General features: G+C 58.0%; 13 protein-coding genes. 5 read left to right on the top strand and 8 right to left on the bottom strand.

From position 1 onward, the window contains the following. Nucleotide 1: 1 nt before the first annotated feature. The 3 genes from ltrA to GF1_RS03535 form a co-directional block, all read right to left on the bottom strand. Nucleotides 2-1,270, bottom strand: coding sequence for a group II intron reverse transcriptase/maturase (gene ltrA / locus GF1_RS03545; RefSeq protein ID WP_267926583.1), 1,269 nt, complete (start codon nucleotides 1,268-1,270; stop codon nucleotides 2-4). Nucleotides 1,271-2,018: 748 nt separating this feature from the next. Next, nucleotides 2,019-2,582 carry an NUDIX domain-containing protein gene (locus GF1_RS03540; RefSeq protein ID WP_326491590.1) on the bottom strand — a complete coding sequence of 188 codons (564 nt, stop codon included), beginning with the start codon at nucleotides 2,580-2,582 and terminating at the stop codon, nucleotides 2,019-2,021. Beyond that, nucleotides 2,582-3,142: an HhH-GPD family protein gene (locus GF1_RS03535; RefSeq protein WP_267928242.1), complete on the bottom strand. Its 561-nt coding sequence runs from the start codon at nucleotides 3,140-3,142 to the stop codon at nucleotides 2,582-2,584. The genes GF1_RS03540 and GF1_RS03535 overlap by 1 nt, the downstream gene beginning before the upstream one ends. A gap of 424 nt (nucleotides 3,143-3,566) precedes the next feature. Between GF1_RS03535 and GF1_RS03530 the strand changes: the two genes are divergently transcribed. Beyond that, nucleotides 3,567-4,622, top strand: a complete 1,056-nt coding sequence (locus GF1_RS03530) for an IS110 family RNA-guided transposase (RefSeq protein WP_267926464.1) — start codon at nucleotides 3,567-3,569, stop codon at nucleotides 4,620-4,622. 648 nt (nucleotides 4,623-5,270) lie between these two features. Further along, nucleotides 5,271-5,804 carry a flavodoxin family protein gene (locus tag GF1_RS03525; protein WP_267928241.1) on the top strand — a complete coding sequence of 178 codons (534 nt, stop codon included), beginning with the start codon at nucleotides 5,271-5,273 and terminating at the stop codon, nucleotides 5,802-5,804. A gap of 147 nt (nucleotides 5,805-5,951) precedes the next feature. Here the strand turns inward: GF1_RS03525 and GF1_RS03520 are convergent, their stop codons facing one another. From GF1_RS03520 to GF1_RS03510, 3 genes are all read right to left on the bottom strand, one after another. Then, entirely contained in the window at nucleotides 5,952-6,353 is a 402-nt protein-coding gene (locus GF1_RS03520) for a PGPGW domain-containing protein (protein WP_267928240.1), read from the bottom strand. Then, nucleotides 6,350-7,195 (bottom strand): 50S ribosomal protein L11 methyltransferase, encoded by an 846-nt coding sequence (locus tag GF1_RS03515; protein WP_267928239.1) that lies wholly within the window; start codon nucleotides 7,193-7,195, stop codon nucleotides 6,350-6,352. The genes GF1_RS03520 and GF1_RS03515 overlap by 4 nt, the downstream gene beginning before the upstream one ends. A 98-nt stretch (nucleotides 7,196-7,293) precedes the next feature. Next, nucleotides 7,294-10,578, bottom strand: a complete 3,285-nt coding sequence (locus GF1_RS03510; protein WP_267928238.1) for a DUF748 domain-containing protein — start codon at nucleotides 10,576-10,578, stop codon at nucleotides 7,294-7,296. 362 nt (nucleotides 10,579-10,940) lie between these two features. Between GF1_RS03510 and cdaA the strand changes: the two genes are divergently transcribed. From cdaA to glmM, 3 genes are all read left to right on the top strand, one after another. After that, nucleotides 10,941-11,747 carry a diadenylate cyclase CdaA gene (cdaA, locus tag GF1_RS03505; protein ID WP_267928237.1) on the top strand — a complete coding sequence of 269 codons (807 nt, stop codon included), beginning with the start codon at nucleotides 10,941-10,943 and terminating at the stop codon, nucleotides 11,745-11,747. 96 nt (nucleotides 11,748-11,843) lie between these two features. After that, on the top strand, nucleotides 11,844-12,902 hold the full coding sequence (locus tag GF1_RS03500) for a CdaR family protein (protein WP_267928236.1): 1,059 nt from the start codon (nucleotides 11,844-11,846) through the stop codon (nucleotides 12,900-12,902). An 80-nt stretch (nucleotides 12,903-12,982) separates the two neighbouring features. Continuing rightward, on the top strand, nucleotides 12,983-14,335 hold the full coding sequence (gene glmM, locus GF1_RS03495) for a phosphoglucosamine mutase (RefSeq protein WP_267928235.1): 1,353 nt from the start codon (nucleotides 12,983-12,985) through the stop codon (nucleotides 14,333-14,335). A gap of 63 nt (nucleotides 14,336-14,398) precedes the next feature. On the opposite strand, the gene GF1_RS03490 is transcribed toward glmM, so the two are convergent. Together GF1_RS03490 and GF1_RS16155 are read right to left on the bottom strand one after the other, a co-directional pair. Then, nucleotides 14,399-15,580: a pyridoxal phosphate-dependent aminotransferase gene (locus tag GF1_RS03490; protein WP_267928234.1), complete on the bottom strand. Its 1,182-nt coding sequence runs from the start codon at nucleotides 15,578-15,580 to the stop codon at nucleotides 14,399-14,401. A gap of 245 nt (nucleotides 15,581-15,825) precedes the next feature. Continuing rightward, complete coding sequence (locus tag GF1_RS16155; RefSeq protein ID WP_326491589.1) at nucleotides 15,826-16,665, bottom strand: DnaJ domain-containing protein; 840 nt, start codon at nucleotides 16,663-16,665, stop codon at nucleotides 15,826-15,828. Nucleotides 16,666-16,787 lie beyond the last annotated feature (122 nt).

Here is a 16,787-nt window from a genome sequence, read left to right as displayed (position 1 = left end):
TTCATATTGAAACAGAGATTCCAGTAGATACAGCACCAAGATCAAAGAGACCCAAGCCCCGGTGTAAATATCCGTTGGGCAGGGCATAATGGCTCAAAGGACTTGCCGCATTGGCCCAGGAGTTCATTTTGATCGCATCAAACTTCCCCCTGTATCCAAGCTGCCTCAGCCTGCGGTGAAGCCGATTGGGCTTCTTCCACAATTTCAGCTGGATGGCTCGCAGTCTTCTCCGAATCCATCTCATCAGCCTTGAAAATTCTCCTGTGCAGTTCGCTATCCGGAAGTAGTTGGCAAATCCCCTCAAGAGCGGATTGAGATCTGCAATCACTTTCTCAAGATTCACCGGGGAATTACGCCGGGTCATTGCCTTGACCTTTGCCTTGAAAGACTTAATCTTGCCTCGCTGGATTTGCGTATACTGAGAGCATACGGATACTCCCAGAAAGTTTACGCCCCGACTGCTGTGGCAGATATGGGTCTTTTCACGGTTGACAGTCAGCAGCAATTCTCCTTCAAGATAGTGCCGTGCCTGCTCAAGAGCATTCTCGGCCGCTTTCTTTGATTGGCACAGAATCAGGATATCGTCCGCATAGCGGACTATTCGGTGGCCACGATTCTTCATGAATTGATCAAAAGAATCGAGATACACATTGGCTATCAGAGGGCTGATCACGCCGCCCTGTGGACTGCCGATCTCGCTAGCCGTAAATCCCGAATCCGTCATTACACCGCTCTTCAGAAACTTCTCCAGGAGACCGAGGATACTCCCGTCCCTGATCCGGCGACGAAAGGCGCTGAGGATGAGATCATGGTCCAAGGTGTCAAAGCATTTGGACAGATCCATATCAACTACCCACTTTCGATCGTAGTCACGGATAAACATCGTCGCCTTGGATATCGCCTGATGACAACTGCGGCCTGGGCGATAGCCATAGCTCGACGGGTGGAAATCCCGATCGAATATCGGCTGGAGAATGTCGAGCAGTGCCTGCTGCACTACACGGTCACGGACTGCTGGAATACCGAGCAACCGAACTCCTCCGGTTGGCTTGGGTATCTCTACCCGGCGCACGGCCAGTGGCTGGTAACTCTTTTCCCACAGTTCCTTCAGGAGACAGTCGATGTTGGCTTCGGCTGATGCGGCAAAGTCCTTGATGGACTGGCCGTCTATTCCGGCAGCTCCCTTCGCAGACCTCACCTTCCCAAACGCCTTGTGCAGAGCGTCCCTGCTCAGCATCCGGTCATACAGACTGTACCAAACGTCAACCATGCTCCTGTCCTGCGTCCCCATCCCTCCACTTCTGCCTGGAATCCCCGGGTCTTCACCCAAATGAGAGCGCCTTCTATCCCAATGGGCAATGTACGCTCAACTGTTCAGGTTACTCCGATGAACGGCCAAAATCAGCAGACGGCCTCTCACAGCATACCGCCGAAAATGTGCCCCGCCCCGTCGGGCAGCTTGTGTTCTGACTCCAGACCTCCATGATCTTCAGGGAACCTTCAAATAAACTTCATCCCTTCGCAACTGATACCGCTTTTGGCAAATACCAGCCCCTGTCAAACAACGCTGACAGGTCATCCCGGTTTTATCCTCCACGCTGTTACCAGGCTTCTCCGGCCGGGATTTCATCACTACTACGGAATCATCTGCCACCTCCCACCGCTTCGGTAGGCCTTGGATCTCTCCTTGAACCTTCCTTAACTCTCGTACTGCAAGTACGCTAGGAGGCTTCCCCGGTTAAGGCGAACTCCCGGTGAGCAATCCCATCCTCAATCACGCCAAAGGTCTGACCAGGTATCGGGCTTCACGCTATTGTGCACGCTTACCCACCTATGACGCCGAATCAGGTTCACTTACGCTATGTACCGCTCACTTCCTATCGCTTCCTTCAGACCCTGCCGTTGCCAGCAACGCCCTTGCGATTCGGATTGTCTTCCCCCTGGTCGGGGTGACGCCTGCGTTCCGCAGGCTGGGTTTGCCCGCCATGCCGGGCAAACACAAAAGAAAATAGGTAGATTTACCTATTTTTCGGGTTTTTTGAAAAAAAATCCAGGCTCCACTCCCTGTCTCCCATCTGCTCGATCAATTTCCGGTGTCCGGCAGGAAAGGCATAGCGGCCCAGCTCAGCAGGCCTGACCCAGAAAAATTCCTGGGCCGCGTGGAGCACAGGGGTAGCAGCGGAAGATGTCAACTGGCAGAGAAAACCATGCAGGGTCACCTGGTAGCGGGTAAAACCATGCTGCACCGTGGCAACATGGTACAGGGGCCCCACCTGGAGCCCGGTTTCTTCAAGAATTTCCCGCCTGGCCGCAGCCTCCGGAGCCTCCCCGTCCTCCAGTCGACCACCGGGAAATTCCCATAATCCACCCCAGACATCATCACCCAACCGCTGCTGAATAAAAATCCGGCCCTCCCGGATGATGATGCCACAGGCCATCTCTATCCTGACCCTGCCGACCTTTCTGCCGGTCACCGGACGCAAATCAACGCTGTCCACCCGTCTCGCCCGGCACAGCCCGCTGACCGGACATTGTTCACAATCCGGTTTTGCCGGGGTACAGACAAGGGCGCCAAGCTCCATCAGGGCCTGGTTGAAATCACGCCCCCGTCAGCGGGCACAAGCTCCCAGAGCAGCCTGTTCAGCGCCTTTTGCACCGCCTGGCACCGGACGGGCTGATCGATATCAGCCACCCGTGCCAGGACCCGGCTGACATTGGCATCCAGCACCGGCCGGGACTCGTTAAAGGCAATGGAGACAATGGCAGAGGCCGTGTAGGGTCCTATACCCGGCAAGGCAAGCAGAGCCTGGTAATCTGCGGGAATCTCCCCCTCATGATCGGCCAGAAGTTGCCGGGCCGCCCGCTGGAGATTCCGGGCCCGGCGATAATAACCAAGACCTTCCCAGGCCTTGAGTATTTCCTGTTCCGAAGCGTCGGCCACGGCCCGAATGTCGGGAAACCGGTTTATCCAGCGGCGAAAATACTCAGCTGCCCGCTCCAGCTGGGTCTGCTGTCCCATGATTTCCGCCACCCAGACATGGTACGGTTCATAGGTCTGCCGCCATGGCAGATCACGCTGGTGTCTGGCAAACCAGTGGAGAATCCGGTCGCGAAACCGGTCATGGTCAAAGGGATAGAGCACTGGACAATTCCTTGAAACAAAATGTGATTACCACCGAACCTCAGCTTGAAGAAGAGATACCATCGCCTGCGTGCCACGGAGCCGGGCAGCAACAAAAACCGCCCGGACTTCTCGTTCCTCCGCTCCTGCGGTGAACGTTCCATCAGCCCAGGTACCGCTCCCGCGGTACCCTGATGTACCTGGCAGGGATGGCCCATGGTTCGCAAGGCCCGCAGACAACCATTGCCAAGACCAGTCGCTCCGGCACCTGTTTCCGGCATCACCCCGCAGAGCGGGGCATGGCCTGCCGCCACTTCGTCGGCTGTCCGGTCACCTGCGTGACACCGCGGAGGTAAAATGAGAAGGCTGATTCCCCGCGAGCTGTGTTATAAACACGCTCAAGAATAACCGCAGTCGAATGCTGCACAACCTGGGAGAACCAGCCATGCACAATGTAACAATCGGAATGGACCTTGGCGATAAAAATCATGTTATCTGTATTGTTGATCATGCAGGCCGAATCGTGCGTCGAGATACGGTTACTAATACCAGAGAGGCGTTGAGTGAGTTTTTCTCACCCCATAAAGGGGCAACTGTTGCCCTTGAAGCCGGTACCCATTCGGCCTGGATCAGCAGGCTGTTATCCAGGCTGGGCTGCCATGTTTTGGTTGGCAACCCTCGTAAATTACGCGCCATCTGGGACAGCAACGATAAATCAGATACCAGAGACGCTGAAATGCTGGCCCGCATAGCCCGGATGGATCCTGATCTGCTCTATCCGGTCAACCACAGGGGCGAACAGGCCCAGATTGATCTGGAGATATTGCAGGCCAGGGATGTCCTGGTGAGGAACCGCTCCAGCCTGATCAACCATGTTCGTGGCAGTGTCAAGGCGCTGGGATATCGCCTGCCGGGATGCAGCGCAGACAGTTTTCACCGGCAGGCAGATGAACATCTTCCTGAAGACTTACGTGGCGCTCTGGAGCCTGTATTGACAATTATCGGCCAGATTACGTCCCAGATCAAAGAATTTGACAGGGAAATAGAGCGTATCAGTGCGGAGCGATACCCGGAGACCGAATTATTGCGGGCCATAAAAGGAGTTGGTCCTCTGACGGCCCTGGCCTTTCTATTAATCGTGGAAGACCCGGCACGATTTGGCAAAAGTAGACAGGTTGGATGTTTTCTTGGCCTGACTCCCCGCCGCGACCAGTCAGGAGAAACCGACAGGCAGCTTCGGATAACCAAAGCGGGCAACCCCTATCTGCGGAGGTTACTGGTCGGTTCGGCCCAGTACATCCTGGGACCTTTTGGAGAGGATTGCAATTTACGAAGATTTGGTCTTCGCCTGGCAGCCAGGGGAGGTAAAAACGCAAAGCGTCGTGCCGTGGTTGCCGTAGCCAGAAAACTGGCGGTACTCATGCATCGCCTCTGGCAGCACGGTGAGATATATGACCCTTTTTACAAACCGCAATCTCGCCCCCTGGCAAAGGCTGCGTAGAAAACCCGGTTGAACCAGAGAGTGAACAAAGGGAAAAAAGGATGTTTTTCCTTCTGTTTCCAAAGGCAGTTGAGAGTTTTTAATATCTCCCTCAAAAAAACGTCCCGTCCGGAAGACTGCGTGACACCGCTCGGTCCGTCATCAGCCAGTGACATATTCAAAGACCGCCGCGGAGGTTGCAGCTTCCACGACGGATTGTACGATGCATCGAGCTTATGGCTGAGCTCTTTATATGAATGCGAATGGAAGCCTGACGTTACAGGGATTTATAAAAAAAATGGTTCGCCACGTCGGACTTTTCTTGACAAGCCTTCTCATGGAAGCGGTGATCACGAGTTTTTCCACGGGTAGAGAGAAGAAGCGATGTTATCCCTCATATCGGCGACAGATATCCCGGTTCATCGCATAGCAGGACTCAAAAACCGGAAACGGCTTGAAAAAAATAAAAAAGGCACTACCTTATCAACAAGAACATATGCACAATAAAAACAGAACTCCAGACAGTACCAGAAAGTTTTTTTCGGTTCAGGCCAGACGCGCCAGCGAGCTGACCCAGGAGGACCGCAGGATGTTTGCCGGACTAGCCCATAGGCTGTAACCCGCCGTAACAGATAACCCAATCGTATCTTAAAACAGGAGGAGCAGACAATGAAATATCTAGTCGTGTACTCATCACCGGGCGGCAACACCAGGAAACTGGCCGAGGAACTATTCAAACAGATACCTGAAGAAAACAAGGAGATCGCCCCGGTCAAGGAAGCGCCCGATCCAGGCGACTATGATGTGGTCTGCGTTGGATTCTGGATCAAGGCGGGCCAGCCGGACCCGGACAGCCAGGAGTACCTGAAAAAATGCAGGAACAAGGTCTTTCTCTTTGCCACCCACGGCGCCGCCCCAGACTCCGAACATGCAAAAATAGCCATGAACAAGGCGGTGGAGCTGGCCGAAAGCGCCACGGTGATCGGCTGCTTCAGCTGCCAGGGCGAAGTACCGGAAAAAGTGATCGAAACCGCCTCGCAAAAAGTACCGCCCCCGGTCTGGCTTGACGATGCGCCCTCGGCCAAGGGCCATCCCAACAGCAGTGATTTTGTTGCTCTGAGCAATGCCTTGGTCAAGGCAGGCATCAAACCGGAGCCGAAAAAGGAAAGCGGACCGCCCGTCACCGGCGACCATGCCATGTAAGCAGAAAACAGAAAAAAATCAGCCTGCGGGCCGCGCCGGATAATTATCCGGCGCGGCCCGCTTTTTTTATGAAAGTCTCGTCCCACCCTCCAGGGGGCAACAGCTTTCATATTTCGTTGTGCAGGCCGTGAAAGCCTGCATGGGTGTTCAAAAGATAAACTCTCGCCTGCCTGTTTTCTTCCGCACCCAGTTGAGGGCGTCACGCACCTTCCTGTTTTTCAGACACCAGCTGATGAGCCGCTGCTTCCCTGGAAAGTCCATCAGCGACAACCCCAGGACCATGGTCAGGATCCCCTGGCCAGGGAGAACAAGCATGGTCAGGCCGGCCGCCAGCAGGGCCAGGCCCAGACAATTTTTCACAAACAGAAGCAAAATCGTCAGGGCAGGATGGTGTTGCCTCCGCTCTTCCACCTTGCGACGGTGCCAGATAAAATAATCCTCGGGCAGACGGGCAATCAGCCAGGGAATCAGCACCAGGCTTACGACAAAGGTCGCCACCGAAAGGAGACCGAGCCACCTGGCAAGCGATACATCTGCAGGTCCGCTCATCTCTCCAGGCCGGCGCCACTATGCTGGAGCAGCCACAACCGCCACTGCTCCCGACTGCCCCGGTGCAGCATCTGTACGGTGCCGGCGGGAAGGGCCGCAAGAAGATCCGCCTCCATGCCGGCAATAAACCCCGAGACCATATACATGGAACCGCGCCAGAAGACGGGATCCTCGAAAAGACGGACCAGCAACCCCTTGTAAAGGTTGGTCACCACAAGATCGCAACCGGTATCAGGAAGCCCGGCCATGAGATCCATCTGCTGCACCCGGACCCGGTCCTCACAGCCGTTGAGCCGGACGTTCTGACGGGCCACCTCGCAGGCAAAGGGATTGTTGTCAATGGCCACCACCTGCTCCACCCCCAGCCTGGCCGCGGCAATGGCCAACAGGCCGGTCCCCGTGCCCAGATCAAGCATGGAGCGGATCCTGCGGCCCGATTCCAGGAGAACCAGTTCCAGGGTTTCCAGACAGAGCCGGGTGGTGGCATGGAAGCCGCTGCCAAAGATAACCGATGGATCAAGGATGATTTCCCGGCTCCCTTGCCGCTCACCACCCTCCTCCCACACCGGCCGGACCGTCAGGGTCCGGGTGGAAAAAGAAGTGATCTCCACCCCTGCCTCCCAGTCCCGGTAATCCAGGTCAGCCTCATAGACAAGCGAAGCCCCGGTCCGTGCACAGATCTCCCGGACCAGATCACGCCGGTCGCGGTGGAAAAAGAGCAGCGCATTGTCATCCTCGATCCAGGTCCCGATCAGGTCAGGATCATCGATCGGAGGAAGTTCCTTCCTGTCAAAATAATAGACATACAGCCTGTTGTATCTATTGTGAGGTGGCCGGAGCATTTCTTGTTAAAGGTTCCAGGATATGGTGAATAATCTTCTCAACCTGATCCGAGGGCCAGGATACGGAAACGGGCTTTTTACCGGCGGGGACCGGAAACTCATCTGATCATCGGCACAAGGCCAATCTTCACCACGGCCCCACTCTGGAGGATCTGCTCGTCGACATCCACCCGCTCACCAGGCAGGCCCGCCTTTTCCACCAGGTAGGCTGCCACGGCCCGGGCCCTTTTCCGGGCCAGTTCGACGAGTTGTCCGGGAGGGACCTCGACCACGGGTCGGGGCAGGGGCTGGAGATCATGCTCCTTCCAGTCTGGCTCGATAAGCTCTTCCTGGACCTGACCGGTCTTGCCGATGGCGGCAATGGCCTCTTTCTCCCGGGCCAGCCACTGCAGGCGCAGAAGTTCACGCCGCCTGTTTTCCTCCTGCCACTGCTGATCCGCCTGCTCCTGCAGCACCTCCTGCAGGCCATAGAGATCGGTTTCCGGATCATATCCGCCGGTAATCCGCAGCCCAAGCAGGGGCCGCTTTTCAAGCAGCCGACCATAGTCGCCGGGATCAGGAAAATCCATTTCCGCCCGGGCCGGCGGGAAAACGATCTCCCGTTCCAGATGCAGGTCGGGAAATTCGCTCTCCACAATCAGCCACGGCGAGATGACCGCCTGGAGCAGCAACCGGTGCAGATGCTGGTGAACCAGGGGGAACAAGAGCTCATCCCGGCCCTTGAGGGGCCCGAGCTCCAGTCCCAGGGAGCCCTGCTGATCCAGGAGCAGGGCAAAAATCAGCCCGTACCGTGAATCGGGCAATACCCGCACCCCCTCAAGGTGCACCGTGGCCACGCTCCCCTCCCCATCACCGTCCACTGTCCAGTCGGCCATGGCCAGGCGCACCTCGGCTCCGAGGTTGGAGGTAAAAAAATCGGTAAATCCATACAGGGGAAAATCCGACACCGAGACGTGATACTCCTCGGTACTGCCAAGGGTTGCCGATCCGGTCAGCTCGACCCTGGCCTCCTCCAGTCGGCCACTGAAGGTAAAGGGAAACACACCGTCATGACGGATGGAGGTCACGGTTCCCTGCAACCCGGTCAGCTCGGGTACATAATCGGGAAACAGGGCCGGCCGCCCGGCCTGGAATGTTCCGTTCTCCACCGACAGGTGGCCGATGGACACGGGAAGATACCCGATGTCCCACCGGGGATTGATAAAACGTACCAGACCGGCCGGACCATTGCCGGCCAGGAGCCGTGGCCTCTGCAGCTGAACATTGTCCATACTGAGGCCAAAAGGAGCAAACGAGAGATGCACTCCCTGCAGGACGCCCCGATCCCAGCTGAGCAGAGGCAGACCATCCCTGTCCGCGGCAGCGAACTGCTCCAGCCAGACAATCCCCTCATACTGCTTCCCGGGCCAGGAAAGTGAACCGCGCAGATGCAGCTGACCGGAAACCTTCTCCGGCAGAAACCACGGACGGATCAACGGCCGGAGTTCCTCCAGGGAGAGGTTGCGCAGGGAAACCTGCAACCGGGCCGTCGTCCGGGCCGGAGCCAGGGATACAACACCGCCCATGCGCAGCTCGGCCCTGCGACCGACAATACCGCTCAGGATAATGTTGTCCCGGTCCCGCTCCGGATCCCGCAAGCCGGTTGCCTGCAGCATCAGCCTGGAGATGGTCAGAGGATATGTCTTGTCCCGGTCACCTGGAATGGGCAGACGTACATTGAGCCGGGAATCCTCGACCGCCAGCTCGTCCATCTGCAAAAAGGCCCCTTCGCCTTTATCCTCTCCGCCAAGGAAAGCGAGAAAGCCGGTCGCGTCGATATCTGCGCCGACAAGAGTCAGCCTCGCGCAACCCGCCTGACCGTCCGCCTGCAGGTCCTCGCAAACCAGCTTCCGGCCCGAGAGGACATGTTCGGTCCCGTCCACCAGTTGAAAATCACGTAACTCCAGAGAGCCCTTTTTCAGCTCAAGCCCAGGCCGGGAGCCGGGTGTCACCCGGTAACTGACCCTGCCGCTGAAATCTCCCCGCCCGCGGACAGCGCCCACCCTGTTCCCGGGTCGGAGCAGGCCGAGAAGCCAGCCACCATCCACGTTGGCCAGGTCGGCTTCACCGTCAAAGAAAAGCTCCTGATCAAGCGTTCCCTGGAAGGAAAAACTCTTCTTCTCCCCTTTCTTTTCAGCGCTTAAGCGCAACACGCCGACCGGCCCACTCTCACCGCCCGTGAGCGCAGCCCTGCTGCGCCAGCCCGTCAGCTGCAGACGGACGGCTTCCCAGGGCGTCGCTGATCTCGCCCCATCCCCTGCCTGCAGCCAAAGAGTGCCCTCCTCCACCAGCAGCCGGTCCACCTGCAGCTTCAGGGCCGGGTTGCCCACCAGTTGGCCAAGCGAACCAAGCAGGAGCGCCGGATCATTACCCTGGTAGCGAAGCGTTCCTTGCCGGAAGACCATCTCTTCAAAGGAAAAGGCCCCGGCAAGGGGCTGCACGGAAAAGGCCAGCCTGCCCCCGGGAAGCTCCAGGCCAATCATGTTGTCACGACTGACGGCCCGGACATTTCGCAGCACAAGATCGCCTTCCAGGGACAGGGACTTTCCCGGGAGAGCCCCACCCGCAAGCACCAGTTCCACATCCAGATCCGCACTGCCCTCCTCCACCGCGAATATCTGCTGCAGACCGGGAATATAGCCGGCATAGGACCTGAGCTCCAGCCCATGGAGGCCAAGACGTAACCGGTTACCCCTGCCCTTTCCACCATTCCCGTCCAGCGAACCGGTGACCTCCACGGGGCTGTCATTGACCACGGCGCGCAGCACCATGTCCTGCCCGCTGCCACCACCGCCCAGAGGCAGGAGAATCTGCAGGTCACGGACCCGGTGGCGGGCCTGGACCGGCCGATCGTCCAGGGTCAGCCGGCCGTTCCTGACCTGGATCCTGTCCACACTGACCGGGGCCAGCCCGCCACGCCGTTCAAGTCCGCGCAGCGCCGGAACAAGATCGCTGAAGTTGTACTCCCCTTCCCGGTAACGGATCAGCTGCAGATCCGGACCGTCCAGGAGAAGATCGTGCAGGATGATCTTTCCGGTGCGCAAACTGGCACTTGGCCGGCACTGGAGCGACTCCAGCTTCAACAGATAGGGCAGCTCTCCCCGGGCCGAGCCAACGATGATACCGGACACCTGCACCTGCCAGTCCAGGGGCGAGACCACCACCTGGCCGATCCGGACCGGGCGCCCCAGGGCCGCAGCCAGTTTTTCGGCCAGGGGGCCCTTGACCAGGGCCGGAATACCATACAGAACCGCGGAAAAATAGAACGCAACCAGGAAAAACGGCAGGAGAAAGAATACGACCCGGCGCGACACCAGAGGCCGGCGGCTCTTTTTTTGCCGCACAGACCTCGGCCTCTGCGGTCCCGTGGGGTGCCGACCGGTTTTCTTCCCGGCCTTCTTCCGGGAAGCGGGCTTTTTCCGCGGTCGTTCCGGAGGATGCGAGATAACGATATTGCCGAACCGATCCAGATCGCCTGGGTGTTGTCCGTCGGGCTGGGTCATCGAAAGATTTCAAGCATAATAAGAAAGTTGCTGGGCTGCAGTCCTCACCGGCGGGCAGCCTGTTTGCGCCATACTATACCAGATTAGAAAATTTGCGGCGTCTCTTTTATTTTTCTGTTCAATCGCTGTTTAACATGCTAAATTTAAAGCATATTGAACACATTGTAACAACCAGACGCAACCTCTTCTCCGCACCCCCCTCGATGCTCGACGTTCTCAGATCAATCAGATGGCAGGATATCGTTGATATCCTGATCGTTTCCTATATCATCTATCGGATCATGCTCCTGATCCGCGGCACCCGGGCGGTGCAGATGCTGCTTGGTCTCGTTGTGATCACGGTTATCTATTTCATCTCCAAGCAGCTCGACCTCCTGACCCTGCACTGGCTGCTGCGCACCTTTCTCAGCTCGATCCTGCTGATCATCATCATCGTCTTCCAGCACGACATCAGACGGGTACTGACCCAGGTTGGCCAGACCCCGTTCCACAAGATGCACAACGTGGCCGCCCATGACCTCAACGAGATCATCAAGGCCGCCTTCTACATGGCCCGCCGCCGGATCGGGGCCCTTATTGTCATTGAACAGGAAGCCGGACTGCTCGACTACATCGAATCGGGCTACTACCTGGATGCCCGCATGGTCCGTGAACTGCTGGTGGCCATCTTTCTGCCCGCCTCGCCCATGCACGACGGCGGGGTGGTGATCCGCAAGGGCCGCATCCATTCGGCCGGCTGCCTGCTGCCGCTGAGCCAGAACCCGGACATCGACAAACGCTACGGCACCCGGCACCGGGCGGCACTGGGACTGTCCGAAGAGACCGATGCGGTCATCATCGTGGTCTCCGAGGAAACACAGGAGATATCGCTGGTCATGGACGGCAGGATAACCACCCTGCGGGACGAGGAAGCCCTGACCAAATCCCTGCAGTCCATTTTCATCCACCAGCAGTCCACGACGCCGGCGTGGAAAAGCTGGCTTGGCAAATCCCGGACTTCCAACCCGTGACAGCGGGGAGAAAACAGAGGATAGCCCCGGCCTGGCAGAGCCTCGGAAGAGATAACGGAGACATGAGCCCTCACTGCGACCCCACGGATTAACACAATGACTCGACTGCCGTTCCGCACTGCCCCCAAGGACCTGGCCCTCAAGGCCATCTCCCTGTGCCTGGGTATCTTTCTCTGGTTTTTCGTCGTGGGCGAAGACCAGGTGGACATCAATATCCAGGTGCCCATCGAGATCCTGAACCTGCCGGCCGACCTGGTCATATCCAATCAGTTCAAAAAAGAAATCGAGGTCTCCATCCGTGGTCCCCGCAGCCTGATCCAGGAAATCCGCAATCAGAACATCACCCGGCCCATCGACCTCTCCGGGGCCAAGCCGGGCACGGTGGTAGTCCAGAACGATCCCGATTCCATCCCCTTTCCCCGCGGTATAACGGTGCTCAGGCTGCAGCCGGCCAACATCACCCTGCTGCTCGACCAGCTGGTCCAGAAGGATCTGCCCATCAATCCCATCACCGAAGGCAGTCCGGCGCCTGGCTATGTGCTGAGCAAGATCACCCTTGAACCGGATCACCTGACCATCTCGGGTCCCAAGGCGGTCCTGGACTCCACCAGCGCCCTGACCACCTACGTGATCAATCTGGACGGACTCGACCATTCCACCACCTTGCAGGTCCATCTGAACCTGTCCCAGGAACTGCTCGACCTCATAGGCGAGACAGTTGTCACGGTCAAGCTCGAGGTGCGGGAAAAATTTGTCGAAAGGACCGTTCATTCCATTCCGGTCAACGTCCGCACGCCGGAATTTCCGGTCCAGGTCAAACCAAGCACGGTCTCGGTGGTGGCTTCGATTCCGGAAAACCTTGTCCGCGACACCCCGGAGCTATCCATGCTGTTTCGGGCCTCACTGACCGTGAAAAACCTGGCCGGGCCCAAAAAACTGCCGGTGACGGTCAATGGCGTCAACGTTCCGGGCCACGAGCCGATCAAGATCATTGCCACCCGGCCGGAACAGGTTCTGGTCATTCCCCTGCTGGAAAAGACCCCGGCCAGGAAAAAGGCTGAAAACAAGGGACCAGAAAAGGCCGTACCCCCAAAGGCGACCACAAAAAAGGACAGCGACTCGCAACCGGAAAAAGCAAAAGAAAGTCCGCACTGACAGTACCGGGCGCAAGGCTGCGTCAGCTGGCCTGACCGACAATTTCAAAAAAACTCAACACTCAAAATTCAGAGAAGACCATGCGAAAACTCTTTGGAACCGACGGCGTACGCGGGGTCGCCAACATCTACCCCATGACCACGGAAATCGCCATGCAAATTGGCCGGGCCATTGCCTTTATCGTCAAGACCAACACCAAGGGCCACCACATCGTCATCGGCAAGGACACCCGGTTGTCCGGCTACATGATCGAAAACGCCCTGGCGGCCGGTATCTGTTCCATGGGCGTCAATGTCCAGCTGGTCGGCCCCCTGCCCACCCCGGGCATTGCCTTTATCACCACCTCCATGCGTGCCGATGCCGGGGTGGTCATCTCGGCCTCGCATAATCCGTTCCAGGACAACGGTATCAAGATCTTCTCCAGTGACGGTTTCAAGCTGCCCGACGAACTGGAGGCCGACATCGAGGACCTGATCTTTTCACAGAAGATGGCCGCCCTGCGGCCGGTGGCCGACGAGGTGGGCAAGGCCTCGCGGATCGACGATGCCAAGGGCCGCTACATCGTCTTCCTGAAAAACACCTTTCCGAAAAAATACACCCTGGATGAGTTCCATATCGTGCTCGACTGCGCCCACGGGGCCACCTACAAGGTGGCGCCCTACGTCTTCTCCGAGCTCGGCGCCAGGGTGACCTGCATCGGCATCAATCCCGACGGCAAGAACATCAACCAGCAGTGCGGCGCCCTGCACCCGGAGATCATGGCCGAAAAGGTCAAGAAACTGGGAGCCGATATCGGCCTGGCTCTGGACGGCGACGGCGACCGGCTCATCGTCTGCGACGAACATGGTGAGATTGTCGACGGGGATCATATCATGGCCATCTGCGCGGCCGAGCTGATGAAACGGCGTAAGCTGAAAAAGAAGACTCTGGTGGCGACGGTGATGAGCAACATGGGCCTGGAAAAGGCCATGGAAGAGATGGGGGGGCACCTGGTCCGGACCAAGGTGGGCGACCGTTACGTGGTGGAGACCATGCGGGCCCGGGGGTATAACTTTGGTGGCGAGCAGTCCGGTCACCTGGTCTTTCTCGATCACAACACCACTGGTGACGGTATCCTTGCCGGACTGCAGCTCCTGGCCATCATGATCAAGAAAAATCAGCCGCTCTCCGAACTGGCCAGGATCATGACCAGCTATCCCCAGGTCCTGGAGAATGTCCGCATGTCGAGCAAGGTGGCCCCGGAACAGATCCAGGGATTTCCGGAGGCGCTCAGGGAAAAGGAAGAGCAGCTCGGTTCCCGGGGCCGCATCCTGGTGCGGCCGTCAGGAACCGAGCCGGTGATCCGGGTCATGGTGGAAGGCGAGGATCAGAAAGAGATCTCCACCATTGCCCTGGAACTGTGTGATATCATCCGGAGGGCCGACAGGATATAACCTGGCCGCGGCGACACCGTCCCGGGGCGGTCACCTGTGGAGCCGGCCTGAGACCTTTTCGCATCAGCGCCGGCACTTCTCCATGGCCCGCTTGAAACCGTCCGCCGAGCGCTCGATCACGTCATCGGGCACGCAGAAGGCCAAGCGGATATAGCCCGGCGCCCCGAACCCGCGACCCGGGACGGCAAGGATCTTCTCCTCCTGCAGCAGACCACAGAACTCCACATCATCGATGGGCGTTTTAGGAAAGAGATAAAAGGCACCCCTGGGCCGGACATACTCAAACCCGGCCTCGTCGAGAACCCTGCAGAAGATCTCCCGCCTTCGGGCATAGATAGAGGTATCCACGGTCTCGTCCTGGAGCCGTTCCACCACCCGCTGCATCAGGGCCGGGGCATTGACAAAGCCAAGGATCCGATTGGCCAGGGTCAGGGCGTCGAGCAGCATGGTCTTTTCAAAAATCTCCGGATGCACGGCCAGGTAGCCGATCCGCTCGCCGGGCAGAGAAAGATCCTTGGAATAGGATGAGACCACAATGGAGTTATCCGTGGCCTCCATGATCGAGGGCACTTCACAGTCATCAAAGACTATCTTGCGGTACGGTTCGTCGGAGATCAGGTAGATGGTGGTGCAGAACTTCTCGCCGGCCTCATCCAGGAGCCGCCCGAGCGCGGCCAGGGACTCCCGGGAATAGACCTGCCCGGTGGGATTGTTGGGGCTGTTGATCAGCACGGCCTTGGTCTTTTCGGACAGTGCGGCCTCGATGGCCCCGAGGTCGAGACAGAACTCCTCGTCGGTGGGCACAATCTTTGTCTGGCCCCCGTGGTTGTCGACATAGAAATTGTATTCGACAAAAAACGGCGACAGGATGATCACCTCGTCGCCGGGATCAAGCAGGGCCTTCATCACCACGTTGAGCGCTCCGGCCGCCCCACAGGTCATGAGCACCTCTCCGGCACCGATCTCCACCCCCTGCTCCTGGGACAATTTGGCGGCCAGGGCCTCACGGACCCAGGGAAGGCCCCCGTTTGGCATGTAGGCATGCATCCCGGGCCTGTCTTCCTCCACCAGTTCCCGCAAAACCTCGGTGAACCTGGGCGGCGGCGGAACATCGGGGTTGCCCAGGGAAAAATCAAACACTTTCTCATCACCGAACTCCGCCTTCATCCGGGCGCCCTCTTCAAACATCTTGCGGATCCAGGACGATTTTTCCGCAAACATCTGCATCTTCTTGGAAACTGACATAGTACCTTCCTGCTTTAGCAACTGAGTAAAATTGTACGGTTGGGGATCAACAACGTCAACGTACTAAATAACCAGATATTTTTCATCTCCTCCAGGACAGGAGACAAAAGAAAATCCGCCCACGGATGGTGCCCGGGAGGCACAATGGGGTAGCGGTACACCAGGAAAAGACCTGCCCTCTGCGCCTGGCGGGGAGACCCTTGCTGCAGGCCACGCCTTGCAGGACTTTTACCGGCCGGCGCCGGTTATTTGCCGTTGTACTTGCGCTTGAAATAATCGTAAGCCGCGTTGATCTCCTTCATCTTCTCCTCGGCAACCCGCTTGAACTCCTCGCCGAGATGACTGACCTTGTCCGGATGATACTGCATGGACAGCTTCCGGTACGCCTTTTTGATGGCGACAAAATCCGCCCCGACCTCCAGGCCCAGGACCGCATAGTAATGTTCCTCGTTGGAAGCGGCGGTGGCTGTTTCCCGACGCTGACGATACTGGTATTTCGCCTCGATGGTCCGCTGGTCATAGACGGAAATCTGCAGGAACTGGGCGATGCGCCTGGCCTGGGCAAGCTCGGCCGGATCAGGTGGCTGCTTGGTGTAGATGAGCTGGTAGATCAGCTCCAGGAGGATCAACCGCGGTTCATAGGCAAAGGAGTTGCGGAATTCGGTGAGCAACTGGTTCATGTCCACATCCGCGTCCCGGGCATCCTTGATCAGCTGCTTGACCCAGTACATCTGGTCCTGGTTGTAGCGCAGGGAGTACTGGAAGAAGTTCAGCATGGTCTTGAGCTCGGCCTTGGTGAAATGGCCATCGGCCTGGGCCATCTTGACCAGGATATGGACCAGCAGGTGGACAAAACGCTTGTGGGTCTCGGTCTGGGAGGCCTCGTACATGGAGACCCGGCGCTGCACGTACCAGGAAAAGCCGAAAAAGGCGGCAATGAGCAGCAGAACGCCGATCAGGCCGGAGAGAAAAAGAAAGCCGAAAAAATTGGCCACCGCCGGCAGACCGCCGGTGGCAAGGAGAATCAGGGCCGTGATCAGGAGGCAACCACCACAGCCGGGCTGGTTATGTCGTCGATATTCCATGGAAGAGGAAGAAAAAACAGGTTTGAGGGGTTACAGGAGCAGCAGGGAGAACAGATCCTTCCCGGCCGTTCTCGACTGTCCGTCCGGCGAAGGGCAGCAGCCCGTCGCAGCGGTGGCAGGAC

This window comes from Desulfolithobacter dissulfuricans, from assembly GCF_025998535.1.
Taxonomy (GTDB): Bacteria; Desulfobacterota; Desulfobulbia; order Desulfobulbales; family Desulfobulbaceae; genus Desulfolithobacter; species Desulfolithobacter dissulfuricans.
Note: the sequence above shows the minus strand (reverse complement) of the source record. Positions and strands in the feature narration are given on the sequence as shown.